General features: G+C 42.2%; 14 protein-coding genes. 7 read left to right on the top strand and 7 right to left on the bottom strand.

The features are described from left to right. Positions 1 to 119 precede the first annotated feature (119 nt). The 6 genes from H0R92_RS07080 to H0R92_RS07055 all read left to right on the top strand — a co-directional run bounded on the left by H0R92_RS07080 (position 120) and on the right by H0R92_RS07055 (position 8,646). The gene (locus H0R92_RS07080; protein ID WP_432962555.1) at positions 120 to 1,859 is read left to right on the top strand and encodes an ABC transporter ATP-binding protein; all 1,740 of its coding nucleotides are present in this window, start codon (positions 120 to 122) and stop codon (positions 1,857 to 1,859) included. A 92-nt stretch (positions 1,860 to 1,951) separates the two neighbouring features. Further along, on the top strand, positions 1,952 to 2,305 hold the full coding sequence (locus tag H0R92_RS07075; protein WP_432962553.1) for a four helix bundle protein: 354 nt from the start codon (positions 1,952 to 1,954) through the stop codon (positions 2,303 to 2,305). A gap of 47 nt (positions 2,306 to 2,352) precedes the next feature. Next, positions 2,353 to 2,934 (top strand): MptD family putative ECF transporter S component, encoded by a 582-nt coding sequence (locus tag H0R92_RS07070; protein WP_432962551.1) that lies wholly within the window; start codon positions 2,353 to 2,355, stop codon positions 2,932 to 2,934. A 223-nt stretch (positions 2,935 to 3,157) separates the two neighbouring features. After that, positions 3,158 to 5,068 carry an ABC transporter ATP-binding protein gene (locus tag H0R92_RS07065; RefSeq protein WP_432962549.1) on the top strand — a complete coding sequence of 637 codons (1,911 nt, stop codon included), beginning with the start codon at positions 3,158 to 3,160 and terminating at the stop codon, positions 5,066 to 5,068. A 118-nt stretch (positions 5,069 to 5,186) separates the two neighbouring features. Next, positions 5,187 to 6,923, top strand: a complete 1,737-nt coding sequence (locus H0R92_RS07060; protein WP_432962547.1) for an ABC transporter ATP-binding protein — start codon at positions 5,187 to 5,189, stop codon at positions 6,921 to 6,923. 1 nt (position 6,924) lies between these two features. Further along, the gene (locus tag H0R92_RS07055) at positions 6,925 to 8,646 is read left to right on the top strand and encodes an ABC transporter ATP-binding protein (protein ID WP_432962545.1); all 1,722 of its coding nucleotides are present in this window, start codon (positions 6,925 to 6,927) and stop codon (positions 8,644 to 8,646) included. A gap of 101 nt (positions 8,647 to 8,747) precedes the next feature. Here the strand turns inward: H0R92_RS07055 and H0R92_RS07050 are convergent, their stop codons facing one another. The 7 genes from H0R92_RS07050 to H0R92_RS07020 form a co-directional block, all read right to left on the bottom strand. Further along, entirely contained in the window at positions 8,748 to 9,425 is a 678-nt protein-coding gene (locus H0R92_RS07050; protein WP_432962543.1) for a helix-turn-helix transcriptional regulator, read from the bottom strand. A 204-nt stretch (positions 9,426 to 9,629) separates the two neighbouring features. Further along, a complete protein-coding gene (locus H0R92_RS07045; RefSeq protein ID WP_432962541.1) occupies positions 9,630 to 11,027 on the bottom strand; it encodes a sodium:solute symporter family protein in 1,398 nt (465 codons plus the stop codon). 29 nt (positions 11,028 to 11,056) lie between these two features. Then, the gene (locus H0R92_RS07040; protein WP_432962539.1) at positions 11,057 to 12,244 is read right to left on the bottom strand and encodes a pyridoxal phosphate-dependent aminotransferase; all 1,188 of its coding nucleotides are present in this window, start codon (positions 12,242 to 12,244) and stop codon (positions 11,057 to 11,059) included. A gap of 33 nt (positions 12,245 to 12,277) precedes the next feature. Continuing rightward, positions 12,278 to 12,655, bottom strand: coding sequence for a Rid family detoxifying hydrolase (locus H0R92_RS07035; RefSeq protein ID WP_432962537.1), 378 nt, complete (start codon positions 12,653 to 12,655; stop codon positions 12,278 to 12,280). A gap of 225 nt (positions 12,656 to 12,880) precedes the next feature. Further along, positions 12,881 to 13,915 carry an OmpL47-type beta-barrel domain-containing protein gene (locus H0R92_RS07030; RefSeq protein WP_432962535.1) on the bottom strand — a complete coding sequence of 345 codons (1,035 nt, stop codon included), beginning with the start codon at positions 13,913 to 13,915 and terminating at the stop codon, positions 12,881 to 12,883. Between the two features lie 36 nt (positions 13,916 to 13,951). Next, entirely contained in the window at positions 13,952 to 14,476 is a 525-nt protein-coding gene (locus H0R92_RS07025) for an OmpA family protein (protein ID WP_432962533.1), read from the bottom strand. Positions 14,477 to 14,615: 139 nt separating this feature from the next. Beyond that, positions 14,616 to 15,500: a DMT family transporter gene (locus H0R92_RS07020; protein ID WP_432962531.1), complete on the bottom strand. Its 885-nt coding sequence runs from the start codon at positions 15,498 to 15,500 to the stop codon at positions 14,616 to 14,618. 121 nt (positions 15,501 to 15,621) lie between these two features. On the opposite strand from H0R92_RS07020, the gene H0R92_RS07015 reads away from it, so the two are divergent. Beyond that, positions 15,622 to 16,167, top strand: a complete 546-nt coding sequence (locus tag H0R92_RS07015) for a histidine phosphatase family protein (RefSeq protein ID WP_432962529.1) — start codon at positions 15,622 to 15,624, stop codon at positions 16,165 to 16,167. Positions 16,168 to 16,174: the final 7 nt, after the last annotated feature.

Below are 16,174 nucleotides of genomic sequence, written 5' to 3'. Positions count from 1 at the left end.
GCAGCACAAGCGCAAAACGTCATAATATTATATGCACTTTCTCATTTCATTACGAAAGTGCGTAAAAATTATATTCGCAATTCTTATGAATTGCTCATCTAATTTTTAAAGGAGAAGGTATGTTAAAAAAATATTTTGCACTGTCGGACAAGGGCGCGCGGGATTTAAATAAGGCAGTATTAATTGCAACCTTAGGGAACTTGTTTTTGATTGTGCCGCTCGGTCTTTCATTTTATGTGCTTGAAGAGCTTTTAAAGCCTTTGGAAGGCGGTACGTTTTCGGCACTCAATCCGTGGGTGATTACCGGTTTGTGCGTTCTCATCGTTTTCGTTCTTTTTTTGATTGAAAAACTCAAATACCGCAAAACCTACAACACCTGTTACGAAGAGGCGGCAAATGTGCGTATTTCCCTTGCCGAACATATCCGAAAACTGCCCCTTTCGTATTTTGGAAAAAAAGACTTGTCCGATTTAACGGCAACGCTTTTAAACGATGTTACTACAATAGAACATGCACTTGGACACACAGGGGCAGAATTATTCGGGGCGATAGCTTCAATCATCATATCGGCGGCAATGCTCGCCTTTTTTGACTGGCGTATGACACTTGCCCTTTTTACCTGTGCAGCTTTCGGTTTTTTATTCGTGTACTTGTCGCGTAAAAAGGCACGCCGCTATGCAGTTCGTGTGAACGGAATTCTTTTCGGCATTTACAATTCAATCCAACAGATGCTTGATAACATAAAGGTGCTTAAATCCTCTGACAAAAAAGAAAGCTATGTTCAAAAGGTAAAAGCCGATATTGCATACAGCACAACCGAAGCGGTAAAGGCTGAATTATTTGTCGGCTCTATTATGATAGGCTCCATCATTGTTATCCGCTTTGGCTTTCCGCTGGTTATTGCCGTCGGTGCGGTTTTGTTTGCACAAGGGACATTGCCGCTTTTTACCTATCTTGTTTTTTTGCTGATTGCAGGAAGAATTTTTGAACCCCTTACCGCCGTCTTTATGCTGCTGGGCGAATTTTTCCATGCACGGACGGCAGTTGAACGCCAGCTGGAAATTATAAACTATCCCAAGCAGAAAGGAAGCGAAACGTTTAATCCCAACGGCTACGACATTCAATACGACAATGTTTCTTTTTCATACAATGATGATGCAAACCGCGACACGGTAAGCAATATCAGCTTTACCGCCAAGCAGGGAGAAATCACCGCCCTTGTCGGTCATTCCGGTTGCGGAAAATCTACGATTGCCCGTCTTGCAGCACGCTTTTGGGATACCGCTTCAGGTACGGTACGTGTTGGCGGGGTTGACGTTTCTACCGTAGAGCCTGAAACGCTTTTAACGGCTTTTTCGATTGTGTTTCAAGATGTCGTGCTTTTTAACGATACAGTGTATAACAATATCCTTGTCGGCAATAAGGACGCAACCAAAGAACAAGTGCTTGCAGCAGCAAAAGCTGCACGCTGCCATGATTTTATCGAAAAACTGCCCGAAGGCTATGATACGGTTATCGGTGAAAACGGCTACACCCTTTCAGGCGGGGAGCGGCAGCGGCTTTCCATTGCCCGCGCACTTTTAAAAGATGCGCCTATTATTTTGCTAGATGAAGCCACGGCAGCCCTCGACCCCGAAAACGAAACGCTTATTCAAGAAGCATTGAGTAAGCTCGTTAAAAATAAAACCGTCATTGTTATTGCTCACCGTTTAAGAACAATAGAACACGCAGATAAAATTGTTGTCCTCAAAGAAGGCAAAATAGAAGAAATCGGCACGCACGAACAATTGATGAAGGGAAGCTCCTCGTACCCCGTGATGTATAGGCTGCAAAAGGAGAGTGAGTTCTGGTCGGCGTAGGAATGGTTAATTAGGAATGAGGAATTATGAATTATGAATGTTTAATGAGGAATGCTTAATTACGCATTATGAATTATTATACAGGGGGTACGGTGAAAGCTGATAATGTAATTGTTGATAAGTCTAAATCTTTTGCGTTGAAAATTATTCATCTATATAAAAAACTCCGTGACGAAAAACGTGAGTTTATTATGTCAAAACAGCTTTTAAAAAGCGGCACGAGTGTAGGAGCAAATGTAAAAGAAGCGATACGGGGACAGAGTAAAGCTGACTTTTACGCAAAACTGTATATTTCGCTTAAAGAAGCAAGCGAGACCGAATATTGGCTGGAGCTTTTGCATGAAACTGATTATATCAGTGAAAAAGATTTTTCTTGTATATATGAAGACTGCCAAGAAATTATAAAAATCTTAGTTGCCATAACAAAGACTAAGGGTAATCTTTAATTCCTAATTATGCATTAAGAATTACAAATTAATAATAGGAGGTTGTTATGAACAACAAATTGGTTTTAAAGGATTTGATAAATATCGCCATTTTTTCCGTTATTTATTTTGTTGGGTTGACTGTAATTGGAACTCCCCTTGGTTTTTTGGTGCTGACTTTTTTAGCGGTTCCTTTTGCCGTCAGTGTAATGTTGGGAATCTCAGTACTGTTTTTACTTGCCAAGGTGCAAAAGCCTTTTGCACTTTTTATTTTCGTCGCTATTCCTGGCTGTTTGATGACGCTGATGGGACACACTCCGGTAGTTGCAATCCATTCGCTTATAGTTGCCGCCATTGCAGAAATTGTACGTAAGGTACTCGGTTATAATACTGAAAAGGGAAACATAGTAAGCTATGCTGTTATGTCGTTAGCATTGTGCGGAGGCTTTTGGCAAATTTTTATTTTAAAAGAGCAATATTTTGCTCTCACCGAAAAAATGATGGGAACCGCCTATGCCGCTGAATTAACGGGATTGCCTATCTGGATTATGCCCATTCTCTACGCTACCGCTTTTACAGGCGGATTACTCGGCGGGCTTTTGGGTAAAAAGTTCTTAAAGAAACACTTTGAAAAAACAGGGTTGGTTTAGGTAATTAGGAATTAAAAATTAATTTTATAGGAGTGTAGGATAATCAGTTCGGCGAAATGCCGCCTCACTGATTATCTACGAGTTTGCCTTAATAGGTGGACAATAGGCAAACATCGGTTATTGTATGTGCTTTTCGTTCAAAGCTGTGCTTTGCCCGTAAAAGCACAGAAATATTTTTTTCGGAAACTGAAGTTTCCTTCAAAAAAATTTTATAGGAGTATATATGAATAAAAATGAAAAAAAGAAAGCTAAAAAGGAAAAACAGGCAGGAGTTGTAAGCCGCATTTTAGCCTATGCGGGAAAACACAAGCCCTTTATCTATTTGTCGCTTTTTTTGTCGGCTTTAAGCACGCTTGCAATGCTGATTCCGTATGCGGTTGTGTTTTATGTTATGCGAGACATTATTTCGGCATATACGGTGGGAACTACTGTTAATGTGGGGCAAATGCTTATCTACGGGCTTACCGCTCTTATTGCTGCGGCTGCGGGATTCCTCCTCTATTTTGGTGCACTCATGTGTTCGCATCTTACCGCCTTTAACCTAATGGGGAATTTAAATATGCGCTTAACGGATACCTTTGCACGTCTTCCTGTCGGCTGGCACACAACACATGCAAGCGGTTCGGTACGCAAGGTTTTTGAAAAAAACGTTTATTCGCTTGAAGCTCTTATCGCTCACATGCTTCCCGATGTTGTACAAAATGCGGTAACGCCCATTGCCGTTTTGTTTTTGATGTTCTTTTTTGATTGGCGCTTCGGGCTTATTTCGTTTTTGCCGCTCGTTATTGCCTTCATATTGCAAGGGGTAATGATGGCAAAGGGGCAAAAAATGGGCTTTATGGAAAATTACGAAAATGCCTTAGAAAAAATGAACAGTGCAGGAACCGAATATATCCGCGGCATTTCGGTAGTAAAAACCTTTAATCAATCGGTACACCGTTTTAAGGACTTTTATACCTCAATCATAAACTACCGCGATTACGTTTTAAAATATTCGATGAGCTGGGAAAACGGCTATTCGATTTTTCTTTCCCTTTTAAAAGCGGGCTTTGTGTTTTTGGTACCGGCTGCCATTATTTTTGCAGGTACGGTAATACAAGGTGAAGGCTATGCAAAGTTTTTATACGGCTTTATTTTTTATCTTTCCCTCTCGCCGGTGATGTTTAATATGATGATAAAAATCATATACGGCTCCAGCTTAAATATGCAAGGCGGCGATGCCTTAAACCGTATTGAAGCGATTCTTAATGAGCCGTCTGCTCCGGAGCCTGAAAAGTCCGTTATGCCGCAAAGGTTCGATATTGCTTTTAAAGATGTTGTGTTCTCTTATAAAGAAAGTGCCGAAAGCATGGTGCAAGGCACGGTGCAAAGCACGGTGCAAGGCGGAAAGGGGGAGGATACGGAAAAAAAAGCTGCCCCGTCTTTTAAAAAAGCTATCGACGGTGTATCGCTTAACCTTCCCGAACATACGCTTACCGCCCTTGTAGGGCCTTCGGGCGGAGGAAAGACAACGTTAGTCAATTTGCTCGGACGCTTTTGGGAGCTCGATTCGGGGGAAATTACCATCGGCGGCGTGAGCAGTAAGAATATCAAAACGGATGACCTCATGCACCTTATCAGCTTTGTATTTCAGGAAAACAAGCTTTTTAACGAAAGCATTTTTGAAAATATCCGCTACGGTAAAAAGGACGCGACACGCGAAGAAGTGCTTGCCGTGCTTGAAAAGGCTGAGTGTATGGATATTATCGAAAAACTTCCGGACGGCATAGACACCGTGTACGGCACCAAGGGGACGTATGTTTCAGGCGGGGAAGCCCAGCGGCTTGCCGTTGCCCGCGCCCTTTTACAGGACGCTCCCATTGTCGTGCTGGACGAGGCTACTAGTTTTGCCGATGCGGAAAACGAGTATAAAATCAAAAAGACCTTCAGTCAGCTGCTTAAAAACAAAACCGTCATTATGATTGCCCATCGTCTTTCTTCTATTGTGAATGCAGACAAAATCTGCGTTATCAACAACGGTAAAATTGAAGAAACCGGCACCCATGCGGAGCTTTTGGCAAAGGGCGGCTCGTATACCAAAATGTGGAACAACTTTCAATCGGGTATCAGCTGGAAACTGGCGGCAAATGCTTAACTTGTGAATTAGGAATTTAACTTGCCCGCTTATACTGTACAAGTCTCGGTAATGGGTAATTACATTCTCAAATACACATTATCCGTTAAGTAATACAAATTATTTATAGGAGGTGTCTATGGACACATACAAAAGATTGTTTAAATACACGCCTGAAAAAATACACTGTGTGTATATTTCCATTGTTTGCTCCGCTTTGGGCGTTGCTTGCCAAATGGGAGCATTTTGGTACTTATGGAAGTTTTTGCACGCGCTTTTGGTAACAAAAAGCGTTACGGACGGCTCCTTTTATGCAACTGTCATCGTTGCACTGATGCTAGGATATTCCGTTGTGTATTTTGCTTCCCTTTGGGCTTCTCACGTGCTGGGTTTCCGCCTCGAATCGAATTTGCGCAAAGCGGCAATCGGCCATTTGATGAATGCGTCTTTTGCATTTTTTGACGTAAACAATTCGGGAAAAATCCGCAAAATCATCGACGACAACGCGCAGGAAACGCACATGATTGTCGCCCACCTTATACCCGACAATGTTGCGGCCCTTCTTACCCCGATTTTAATGTTTGCCATTATTTTTATGGTGGACATAAAGCTGGGTCTTTTGCTGTTACTTATCGCAGTTATCGGCGGTGTGCAGATGATGTTTATGATGGGCGACAAGCACTTTATGCAAAAATATCAAGCCGCTTTGGAAAGGATGAACGGCGAAGCGGTGGAGTATGTGCGAGGTATGCAGGTTATAAAAATCTTTAAAAGCACGGTGGAATCCTTTAAAGCGTTTTACACGGCAATTACCGACTATTCCGATTTGGCATACAAGTACACGCTCAGCTGCCGGCGGCCATACGTTATGTTTCAAGTATTGTTCAACTTGTTTACAACCTTCACTGTTCCGGCCGCAATTTACTTTATGAATAGGGGGGCGGACGGAAATCTTATCATTGCAAAAATCGTGTTTTATGTGTGCTTTGCCGGTGTACTTTTCGGCGCCTTTATGCGCGTTATGTATGTCGGTATGTACAATTTTCAAGCCAAAAGCGTGGTCGACAAACTGGAAAATCTTTTTACCGAAATGGAAAAAGACAATATTACGCACGGCTCCGAAGAAAAATTCGATAACTTCGGCATCGAATTTAAAAACGTTTCATTCGGCTACAATGAAGAAAAGATTTTAAAAAACGTGAGCTTTAAACTTGCGCCGAATAAAACCTACGCCCTTGTCGGTTCCTCCGGCGGCGGAAAGTCTACAATCGCAAAACTTATTTCCGGCTTTTATAAAATCAACGAAGGAGAAATCTTAATCGGCGGAAAGAACATCGCTTCGTATTCAAAAAACGCCTTGATGAAAAATATAGCCTTTGTGTTCCAAGCGTCCAAGCTCTTTAAGATGAGCATTTTTGAAAACGTGAAAATGGGAAACAAAAACGCAAGCGATGAAGAAGTAATGAAGGCCTTGAGCCTTGCTCGCTGCGAGGATATTTTAGCGAAGTTTGAAAAACGCGAACATACCCTAATCGGCTCCAAAGGAGTGCATTTGTCGGGCGGAGAAATACAGAGGGTTGCAATTGCCCGCGCAATTTTGAAAAATGCCGACATCATTATCTTGGACGAAGCATCCGCCGCCGCCGATCCCGAAAACGAATACGAAATTCAGCAAGCTTTTTCCAATTTGATGAAAAACAAAACCGTCATTATGATAGCCCACCGTTTAAGTTCGATTAAAAACGTCGATGAGGTTTTGGTTGTCGAAGACGGCAGCATAATAGAGCGGGGCAGCGACAAAGAGCTTATGAAAACGGGCGGAAAATACAGTCAGTTGCAAAAGCTGTATTCCAAAGCGAACGAGTGGAGAGTGTAAAATGAAAAAGAAGTTACAAAAATTATTTGCGGTTACCGAGCAAGGCGCCCGGGATTTGGTTACCGCCTCGGTATGGTCGGTGTTTTCGAATATCGCCTATATTTTGCCGATGTTTTTAATTATGTTTTTTTTGCAGGGCTACTTTGAAAACTCACTCAAAACACCCCTTTTTTATATCGGTATTATGGCGGCTCTTGCCGTGCTTATGTACTTTTTGCTGCACGTAAATTACAACACTCTGTACACGGTAACATTTAAAGAATGTAAAGAGCTGCGGGTTGAAATTGCAAACCGCTTAAAGGCTTTGCCGCTTGCGTACTTTTCCAAGCACGATATTTCCGATTTATCGCAAACCGTTATGGCGGACGTTGCAGCTCTGGAGCACGCATTAAGCCACGCCATTCCGCAAACGATAGGACTTGTCGTTTATTTGGTAATAATCGGGATTATGATGATTGCCGCCCACCCGGCCTTAGGCCTTTGCGTCTTTGTTCCTATTATCATTAGTTTTATTTTACTGATTTTATCGAAAAAGATTCAAATACGCGAAACTACAAGAGACTTTCACAAGCAAAGACAGCGCTCGGAATTTTTTCAGGAAGCGATTGAGCTTCAGCAGGAAATTAAAAGCTACGGCCGCACGGATACGGTTGCGGAAAAATTAAACCGCAATGTCGATGAGGCGGAAAAACTGCATCTTTCCGTCGAAGCCCATCAAGCAATTCCGCTTAATATCGCAATGGCGGCATTAAAATTTTCCGTAGGTATAACGGTCTTTTTCGGTTTAAAAATGTACTTAGCCGGAAGCGCCCCGCTTCTTTACTTTATCGGCTATGTCATTGCCGCTTCACGCATAGTTGATGCGGTTGCCGCCGTTGAAGCAAACCTTGCGGAAATTATGTACATCGATTCGCGCGTTAAACGTATCAATGAGCTGCGTGAAACTGCCGTACAGGAAGGAAGCCCTGCGGACTTAAAACACTGCGGAATCGAATTTAAGGATGTGGAATTTTCATATAATGACGGACAAAAAATCATCGACGGCATTTCTTTTACAGCCGAGCAAAACAAGGTTACCGCTTTGGTCGGACCTTCGGGCTGCGGAAAAACCACGGTGCTTCGTTTGGCGTCGCGCCTTTACGATTATAACAAGGGGCAGATTCTTATTGACGGAAAAGATATTGCAAAAATCGACACCGACAGTCTTTTTGAAAAAATTTCGATAGTGTTTCAGGATGTCGGCTTGTTCAATACGTCGATTATGGAAAACATCCGCGTCGGAAATAAAAATGCAAGCGATGAGGAAGTAAAGGAAGCGGCCCGCCTTGCAAATTGCACAGAGTTTATCGAAGCCTTGCCGGAAAGCTGGAATACCTTTGTCGGCGAAAACGGCAGCCGTCTTTCGGGCGGAGAACGCCAGCGCCTTTCAATCGCCCGCGCTTTTTTGAAAAATGCCCCGATTATTATTTTGGATGAGATAAGCGCCTCGCTCGATGTTGAAAACGAAATGAAGATTCAGGAAAGCTTAAATACACTTATCAAGGATAAAACCGTTATCATCATTTCGCACCGCTTAAAGTCGGTTGAAAACGCCGACAAAATCATCGTGATGAACGAAGGTAAAATAGAAACGGAAGGCACACATTCGGAGCTTTTGAAAAAATCCGCCCTGTACCGCAGCATGATTGAAAAATCGGGCTTGACGGAAAAGTGGGTGTATTGACGGATAGAAGTAAACGAATTTAAAAACGGAGAAAGGGGGCTGCTGCACAACGATTTATATAATCTGCGGCCCCCAACCCCCTTAGCGGCAGGTAGAAAGATTCAGTTTTTTTTAGTATTTTTTAAACTCCGCAAATGAAGATAGACGGTGTTTTTTGAAATATTCATTTGTTTTGCTATAACCGTAACGGAATTTTTAATTTTGAATATTTCTTTTTCGTTTAAGATTTCTATAATACGCTTGTTTTTTAACGAGGGAAGAATGGAGTTGTCCGCCGTTATTTGCATTTGAGTTTCTTCAAACGATTTTAAAATCAATTCTTCCGTTGTTTTTGAAAAATTTTCTTTTATTGTTGCGTTGTCTGAGGCTTGCGCAGGAGGGGTATTGCTTCGAACCCACGACAGAATGGATGCGTTTAGGTAAAAGTTAATGCATAAAAGCCCGATGGGCTTACCGCTTGTTCCCCGAATAACAATTGTTGACGATTTCAGCGACTCCCCTTTTTTGTTTTTTGAAAAATAGCTTTCAAAATTTTTACCTTTTTCCGAAGAAATCTTCGAAAGCATGGACAAAGCAAGGTCCGTAATAGGGCCGCCTTCCGTTCTGCCCGTATGAAATCCGTTAACTATTTTGATAATGGATTTATCGATGTTTTCAAGACTGTGCAGAACGATTTCATAGTTTTCACCGAGGTATTCCGCCAGACCGTCTACCGTTGTTTTATATGACTCCAAAATTGCCTTGTCCGCTTCACTGAGTTTAATGCTTTCTTCGGGCATGTGCAAATCTCCTGAAATTTAAAATAGGGGCTGTAAAAGTGCCTGATTATGGAAACAACCCCTATTTTACAATATTTTCAGAACATAATTCTATAGCGCATAAAGATTATTATTTTTTAAATGCTTCACGCGCTATGTTAATTAAAAGAAAAAGTGCGATGCCGCATCCGACTGCAATAATAAAATAATCTATAAAACCCATCGTTAAACTCCTTTTTCGGCAGATTTCTTTTTAGCAATCGTATGACAAATACCGTTTGCAACAAACATAGTAATCGTTGCGCATATAATGCCGAATAAAAAATGACTGATACCCAGAGGGGCGCCGAGAGCAAGATATCCGAGCGTAGTGACGACGGCAACTATTATCGTAATCAGCGTTCCTTTTTCGTTCATCTTTTCCTGCCAAAAAAATATACCGCATAAAATAGGAACAAGGGCCGCCCCGCAGGGAGCACCGACATTTTCCATAATTGAAACGATTGACGAACCGAAGTATCCTACAATTATGCCGAGTACGGCAACCGCAACCGTTACTATACGCTGAATATTAAGCATGGTGCTTCCTTCAATCGGCTTTATACGCGCTATAACATCGCGGGTCACCGTAATGCTTGTGAGCATGGTAACGGAAGCCGCCGTTCCCATTACAGCTGCAAGAAGCGCTGCAAGTAAAAATGCTCCGAGGATGGGATTTGTCAGGGTGTTTACCATTGCGGGAAGAATGGAATCCGATGTTCCCAGCTGGGGAATAAGCACTAAACCGAGCAAACCTGCAAGACTTGCAAAAAGCAAATACGGAATGTAAATAAGCAGTGTTGCGGTAAGGGATGCGTTTCTTGCCTCCGCAGCGGTACGGGCCCCGCATACACGCAAAAAGTTTTCACTGTTAAGCATGTTTGACGTACAAAAATATAAACCGCTTGAAATCATAGCTCCGATGCTCATATGTTTTAAGGTTAAATACGAGGCGTCAACCTTTGACGCGAATCCTTCCAGTCCGCCCGATTTCGAAAGAGCTATAATCGGAATAATCACCATAACGGATAAAACCATAAGAGAAATATTCAGCTTGTCTGTTTTTGTTGCAGAAACGATTCCGCCGACAACGGTATACACAAGCATTACGCCGGTCATAATAACAATTGCGGCAAGGAGATCGAGCGAAGGTATAAACATTTGCAGGATTGTTCCCAGTGCACGAATTTGACTTGCGGCAATTCCGAAAATTTGAAAAATCGTTAATACGCTTATCCAATCGGCAACACGGGCTCCGAGATATTTTCTGATAAGTTCCGGTATTGTCGTAACATTTGCTTCCCGTATTCGTTTTGAAAATAATAATGAAGCCAGTATTGCGCCTATCCCTACGCTGATTGCAAGGTAAAAACCCTGTATTCCGAAGGCATAACACATACTTGCACATCCCAGCGTGGCTCCGGCACCGATCCATGCCGAAGACATGGAATACACATTTGTCCAAAACGGAATTTTTCTGTTTGCGGTTGCAAAATCGTCCGCCGTTTTTACCTTTCTCCCGCCGATAATTCCGATTATAAGAATTGCAAGAATGTACAACAATGCTACTATTATCTTTGCCATAAAAACCTCCTTTTTTATGCTGTTTTGAATTATTTTTTCCCCATAACGTCACAAAGGGTTTTTTCGAGGCGATTTAAACCTTCCTCCAGTATTTCACGGCTTGTCGCCATCGTAATTCGTATATGACCCGCCGAACCCGGACCGAAAAATCGTGCTCCGCCGGGAACGAGGGCCACCTTATATTTTTCCCGTGCCAAGTTTACAAATTCGAGCGCATCCATTTTTGTTTCGCTGATATCGGGGAATACGACAAAAGTTGCTTGCGGCTTGTGACACTTAATGCCGGGCATTTTTTCAAGTCTTGCGAGCGTATAATCCCTGTTTTGTGTTATGTGCTGTATAAATTCATCGACACGGTAAAAAGCTTTTTCACAGCAGGCAATTCCGGCAATTTGCGATAAACTGGAAATTCCGCCGATTGTAGTGTCAACCAATGACGCGGAAACGACTTTTTCATACGTTTTTTGATTCATACAATAAATACAACCGGTGCGAAGGCCTGCAATACCGAAGCTTTTTGAAAAACCGTATACGGAAAGTGTTCGTGCGTTGCGTTCGGGGCCGAATTCGATAAGGCTTTTGAATTTATATTCGGGATATATAATATCCGACCAAATCTCATCGTTCATAATGTAAAATCCGTATTTTTCGGAAAGGGTAAGAAGATAGTCCAAATCTTCTTTTGAATAAAGCATTCCCATCGGATTGTGCGGATTGCAAAAGCCGAGCATTTTCGTTTTCGGCGTAATGTAATCTTCAAGCCCTTCAAGCGAAATTCTGTCGTTTTTCAATTTGGTCGGAAATAAAATACTTTTTGCTCCTGCCGCCTCCATAGACGTTTTAAACAAAAAATCGACCGGATCAAAAACAATTACTTCATCTCCGGGCTTTAAAAAAGCTTTTGCAATAACCGCCATACCGCTGGCGGCGCTGTCGATCGGTAAAATCAAATCCGGATCCACTTGTTCGTTTTTCCGCTTCAAAAATGCCTTTGAAAGCGCTTCTCTGAATTCTTTGAGTCCGCGCGGCGGCGTATACGAAAAATATCCGGCCTGTGAATACGTAACAATGGCATCGATAATTTCAGGGGCTGCCGGAAAATCATGATCCGCCGCTGTAAACGGAAGAACATCGGCCTCTTGTTCCGCCCAGCGCATATTAAAAGCCCGTTGACGCAATATCTTCAAGTCGATATTGTCGTTTGTAAAATTGCTCACTATATCCTCCTTTTTTATACTTAAAACAGAGTTTTATTCCCCTGCTTTTGCAACAACTTCTACTTCCACAAGCACGTTTTTCGGAAGTTGTGCCGCCGCAATACATGAACGTGCCGGTTTACCGGTAAAATACTTTGCATATACTTCGTTGAATGCATTGAAATCATCCATTGTTTTAAGAAAACAAAGCGTTTTGACCGCTTTTGTAAAATCGCTTCCCGCAGCTTCCAAAACGGCTTTAAGATTTTTCATAACTTGTTCGGCTTGTTCCGTTATCGTCGTTCCTTTGATCGTTCCCGTTTGCGGATCGATAGGAATTTGTCCTGAAGTATAAACCATGCCGTTGATAACAACGGCTTGTGAATACGGACCTATTGCAGCCGGCGCTTCCTTTGTATCGATTTTTTTCATCTGTAAAACTCCTCTTGTTTAAAACAGTTTATTTATTCTAAATTATAGGGCTAAAATTTATTTCAGTCAACTTTATTTTTAATGAATTTTTGTTTATTGGCTGTGAGGCTTCGGGCAGGAGCGATGGCGTTGTTCGTGTGAATACAGGAGAATGCATAAAAAAAATGGGGTGTCCGAAAAACTGTGCTTTCGGACACCCCGTCTGTGTTAAGATTTTAAATACGTTTAGTCTTCGGCCGTTATGGTCGGAAGAACGTTTTCAACTCTGTCGATAATTTCAATTTCGGATTCAGGATTAATCTTATCAACATAGCAGGTATAAACAACAGGTTCGGATACGTTTCCTACATTATCTATTGCTTTAACTTCGATGGTATATACATCGTTTTGGTTAAAGCGAACCGGCTCTACATATTTGGTATATTCGCCGTCGTTGATTTTAATGTAAATCGCATCAAGACCCGAAAGTTCGTCGTCGGCGGCAAAAGCAACGCTTTCGTTTGCGGAAACGATAACACGTCCTTCCTGATCGACAAGGTCTTCATTCGGGAAAACCATATATTCGTCGTCTTTGTTGATAAGGCGGTTTGAATTTTCAAGGCGCACGACAGGGGGTTCCATATCGACGGTAACGGAAACAAGCTCAATAGGAGCAAGGTTTCCTACGTTGTCGATGGCTGTGTAATACAAATATGCAGGACCTTCTTGACCTAAAGAAAAATATGCTTCTTCGGCATCTTTTCCTTTGCCGTATTTATCGAGGGAATTTAAATCCGTGCCGACATATGCAGCGGCCACACCGGCTCCGCCTAAGGCGTCAGAAGCGGAAACAAACCATTTTGTGTTTGCCGAACAATATGTTTTCGACCCGTCGGTATAAAGCGGTTCCGTCGTTTCAACAGCCGTTTTAGGAGGCGTGTTATCGACAATTACGGAAAGGGTTTTAGGAACTTCCAAGTTGCCGCTGTTGTCGTAACCGCGGTATGAAATATCATAGTTTCCTTCTTCAAGAATTTGAAAGGGGCTTTTGTATTTCATAAAATTCGAACCGTTTAAAGCAAATTCGACAAAATTCAATCCCGTTTCCCGGTCTGCCGAAAGCAGTTTAAAAAACACGTCGCTGTTTACAAAACTTTTTTCTCCGTCCGAAAAATGGATGGGGGGTCTTGTATAATCCGTTCCGACCGTTGCGGGGGCCTGTGCCCAGGCTGCAAAACAAAACAGTGCACATGCAGCTGCTATAAGTCCTTTTTTCATCATTTGTTTCCTCCAAAATGAATTATAAATTCCACAGTGCTACTCGGCACTTTGAATTTCTACTCTGCGATTTTTGAAACGATCCGTAATTTCCGTATGAGGACCGGCCGGCTCGCGCGCGCCTTTTCCTATAACGGTTATACTTTCCGCATCAAAAAGTTTTGTTGCTTGAAAATGCTGTGCGACGGCTATAGCTCGCTGTAATGCGATTCGTTCTTCGTCTTTTTCCGAATTCAGCCTTGCACTGTGTCCCGAAATGATAATTCGTTTTACCTTTTGTTCGGCAAGAGCTTGTGCAATGGTGTCAAGCTTTTGAGCGGTAAAGCGATCAATTACATAAGACTGCGGGGCAAAATAAACGGTATAATCGACTTTTGCCGTAACCTCTACGGGCTTTGCCGGTGTTGCAGTCTGTGCCGGTTCCTCTTTTGCCGCTGTTTCGATTTTTTCTTCTGCCGCAGCCTGTTCCGGTTGTTTGGACTCTGCCGGGTTTTTCGGTGCGGATTTACATGCGAAAAACAGAGAAACAAAAAGCATAAGAAGCAGTACTTTTAATTTACTCAATGGAACCTCCTTAAAACCTAAATCTGATAATATACATAGCATTTTTGTTTAAAAAATACAAGGGGAACATCTAAAAACTTCGGTTTTTTAATATTTCCCCGGATTTAAAACAACGAAAAAAAAGACCGCGTTCGGCACCTTATTCACGGTTTTTCGGCCGGCCTTTCAAAGCAAAAATGATAATACTGATTGCGATGATAGAACCGCCGATTGCGGTTCCCGTATTTAAACGTTCATCTAAAATAAAATAACCCAAAATACTTGCAAACAAGGGAATTATAAACATATAATTCGTAACATCCGACGTTTTTTCTGCGATTTGAATACCCTTGCTGAATAAAAAATATCCCAAGGCGGTTGTAAAAATACTGAGAAACAAAAGAACGGCAATATGTGGAGTATCGGCCTGCCGCAGCTCCCGATACGACTGGGGCAAAAAAAACATAAGCATAAGGGAACCGCAAAAAATACTGTGTGTTACGATTTCCATAGATGAATATCCTTTTTGTGCAAGTCGTCTGTTCAGGATGTTATAACCGCAAAAAAGGACGGCGGCTGCCGCAACCCAAAAAATGCCCGCGTTAAACGAAAAAACACCCGTCCATAAAATGATAATCAACACGCCGACAAAGGCGCTTATTATTGACGCGACTCCTACGGCACTTATTTTTTCTTTATAAAAAAATGAGGCGGCAAAGGCCGTCATAATAGGAGTTGTGGAAATTATAATACTCGATGTAGCCGCCGAAACCGTTTTCAGTCCGATGTTCAATATTATAAGATACACGCCGAAGCCCATGGCTCCGGAGAAAAAAAACAACGACACATCAAAGGCTCTAAACGGCAGCCGTATGCGATTGTATTTTCCGATTGCTAAAAGAACAATACTTGCAAACAAACAGCGCAAAAAGCTGAATGAGTATGGGCTGAATTGTTCCAGCGCGATTCGAGAAAGCGGAAAGGACCACGCAAAAAAAAATGCGGCAAAAAAACCGAATAAGTGCGATTTTATCTTTTGTGACATAGTATTCCTTTTAAATTAAATCTATACGCTAGAACATAGCATAAATACAACAGTATTGCTATACGATTTGAATGCGAATCCGGGCTTCCCCTTTTTATATAAAGCGGATATACTTACGTTTATGAAACTTTTTATAACTCGACACGGCGAAACGGATTGGAACGTGCAAAAACGCACTTGCGGGTGGTCGGAATCGCAATTAACCGAACGCGGGCATGCGCAAGCGGAAGCTTTGGCGAAGCGGCTTGAACTTATGCAAAAACAAAACGATATACAAAAAATATACGTATCGCCGCTTAAACGGGCGCGGGATACGGCATCCTACATCGAACGGGCATTGTGCCTAAAAGCCGTTCCCGACGAACGTATAAAGGAAGTTCATTTCGGTAAGATGGAAAATGTTTTTTGGGAAAAGGCACCCGATTTTTGGCATATAAAAGACAATCCTTTTATGCGGTTTCCCGAAGGAGAATCTCTTGTACAAGCCGCTCATCGGGCATACAGTTTGATAGAAGAAGTGCGTGATTTGAATGCAGGCGGAAACGTTTTGTTTGTGTGCCATGGAATGATAACGATTTTAATGACGACCTATTTTAAAAGCGCTTCACAAGATGAGTTGTACGGTTTGCGCATCGATAATTGTCAACTCCTTGAATTTGAATTATAACGCAAAA

The sequence above is a fragment of the Treponema sp. OMZ 840 genome, from assembly GCF_050937815.1.
Classification (GTDB): domain Bacteria; phylum Spirochaetota; class Spirochaetia; order Treponematales; family Treponemataceae; genus Treponema_C.
This window is presented reverse-complemented; position numbering and strand designations above follow the sequence as displayed.

Coding starts and splice junctions, on each gene's coding strand:
- H0R92_RS07080 (WP_432962555.1), top strand. CDS start 120: ATGTTAAAAAAATATTTTGCACTGTCGGACAAGGGCGCGCGGGATTTA.
- H0R92_RS07070 (WP_432962551.1), top strand. CDS start 2,353: ATGAACAACAAATTGGTTTTAAAGGATTTGATAAATATCGCCATTTTT.
- H0R92_RS07065 (WP_432962549.1), top strand. CDS start 3,158: ATGAATAAAAATGAAAAAAAGAAAGCTAAAAAGGAAAAACAGGCAGGA.
- H0R92_RS07060 (WP_432962547.1), top strand. CDS start 5,187: ATGGACACATACAAAAGATTGTTTAAATACACGCCTGAAAAAATACAC.
- H0R92_RS07055 (WP_432962545.1), top strand. CDS start 6,925: ATGAAAAAGAAGTTACAAAAATTATTTGCGGTTACCGAGCAAGGCGCC.
- H0R92_RS07050 (WP_432962543.1), bottom strand. CDS start 9,425: ATGCCCGAAGAAAGCATTAAACTCAGTGAAGCGGACAAGGCAATTTTG.
- H0R92_RS07045 (WP_432962541.1), bottom strand. CDS start 11,027: ATGGCAAAGATAATAGTAGCATTGTTGTACATTCTTGCAATTCTTATA.
- H0R92_RS07035 (WP_432962537.1), bottom strand. CDS start 12,655: ATGAAAAAAATCGATACAAAGGAAGCGCCGGCTGCAATAGGTCCGTAT.
- H0R92_RS07030 (WP_432962535.1), bottom strand. CDS start 13,915: ATGATGAAAAAAGGACTTATAGCAGCTGCATGTGCACTGTTTTGTTTT.
- H0R92_RS07020 (WP_432962531.1), bottom strand. CDS start 15,500: ATGTCACAAAAGATAAAATCGCACTTATTCGGTTTTTTTGCCGCATTT.
- H0R92_RS07015 (WP_432962529.1), top strand. CDS start 15,622: ATGAAACTTTTTATAACTCGACACGGCGAAACGGATTGGAACGTGCAA.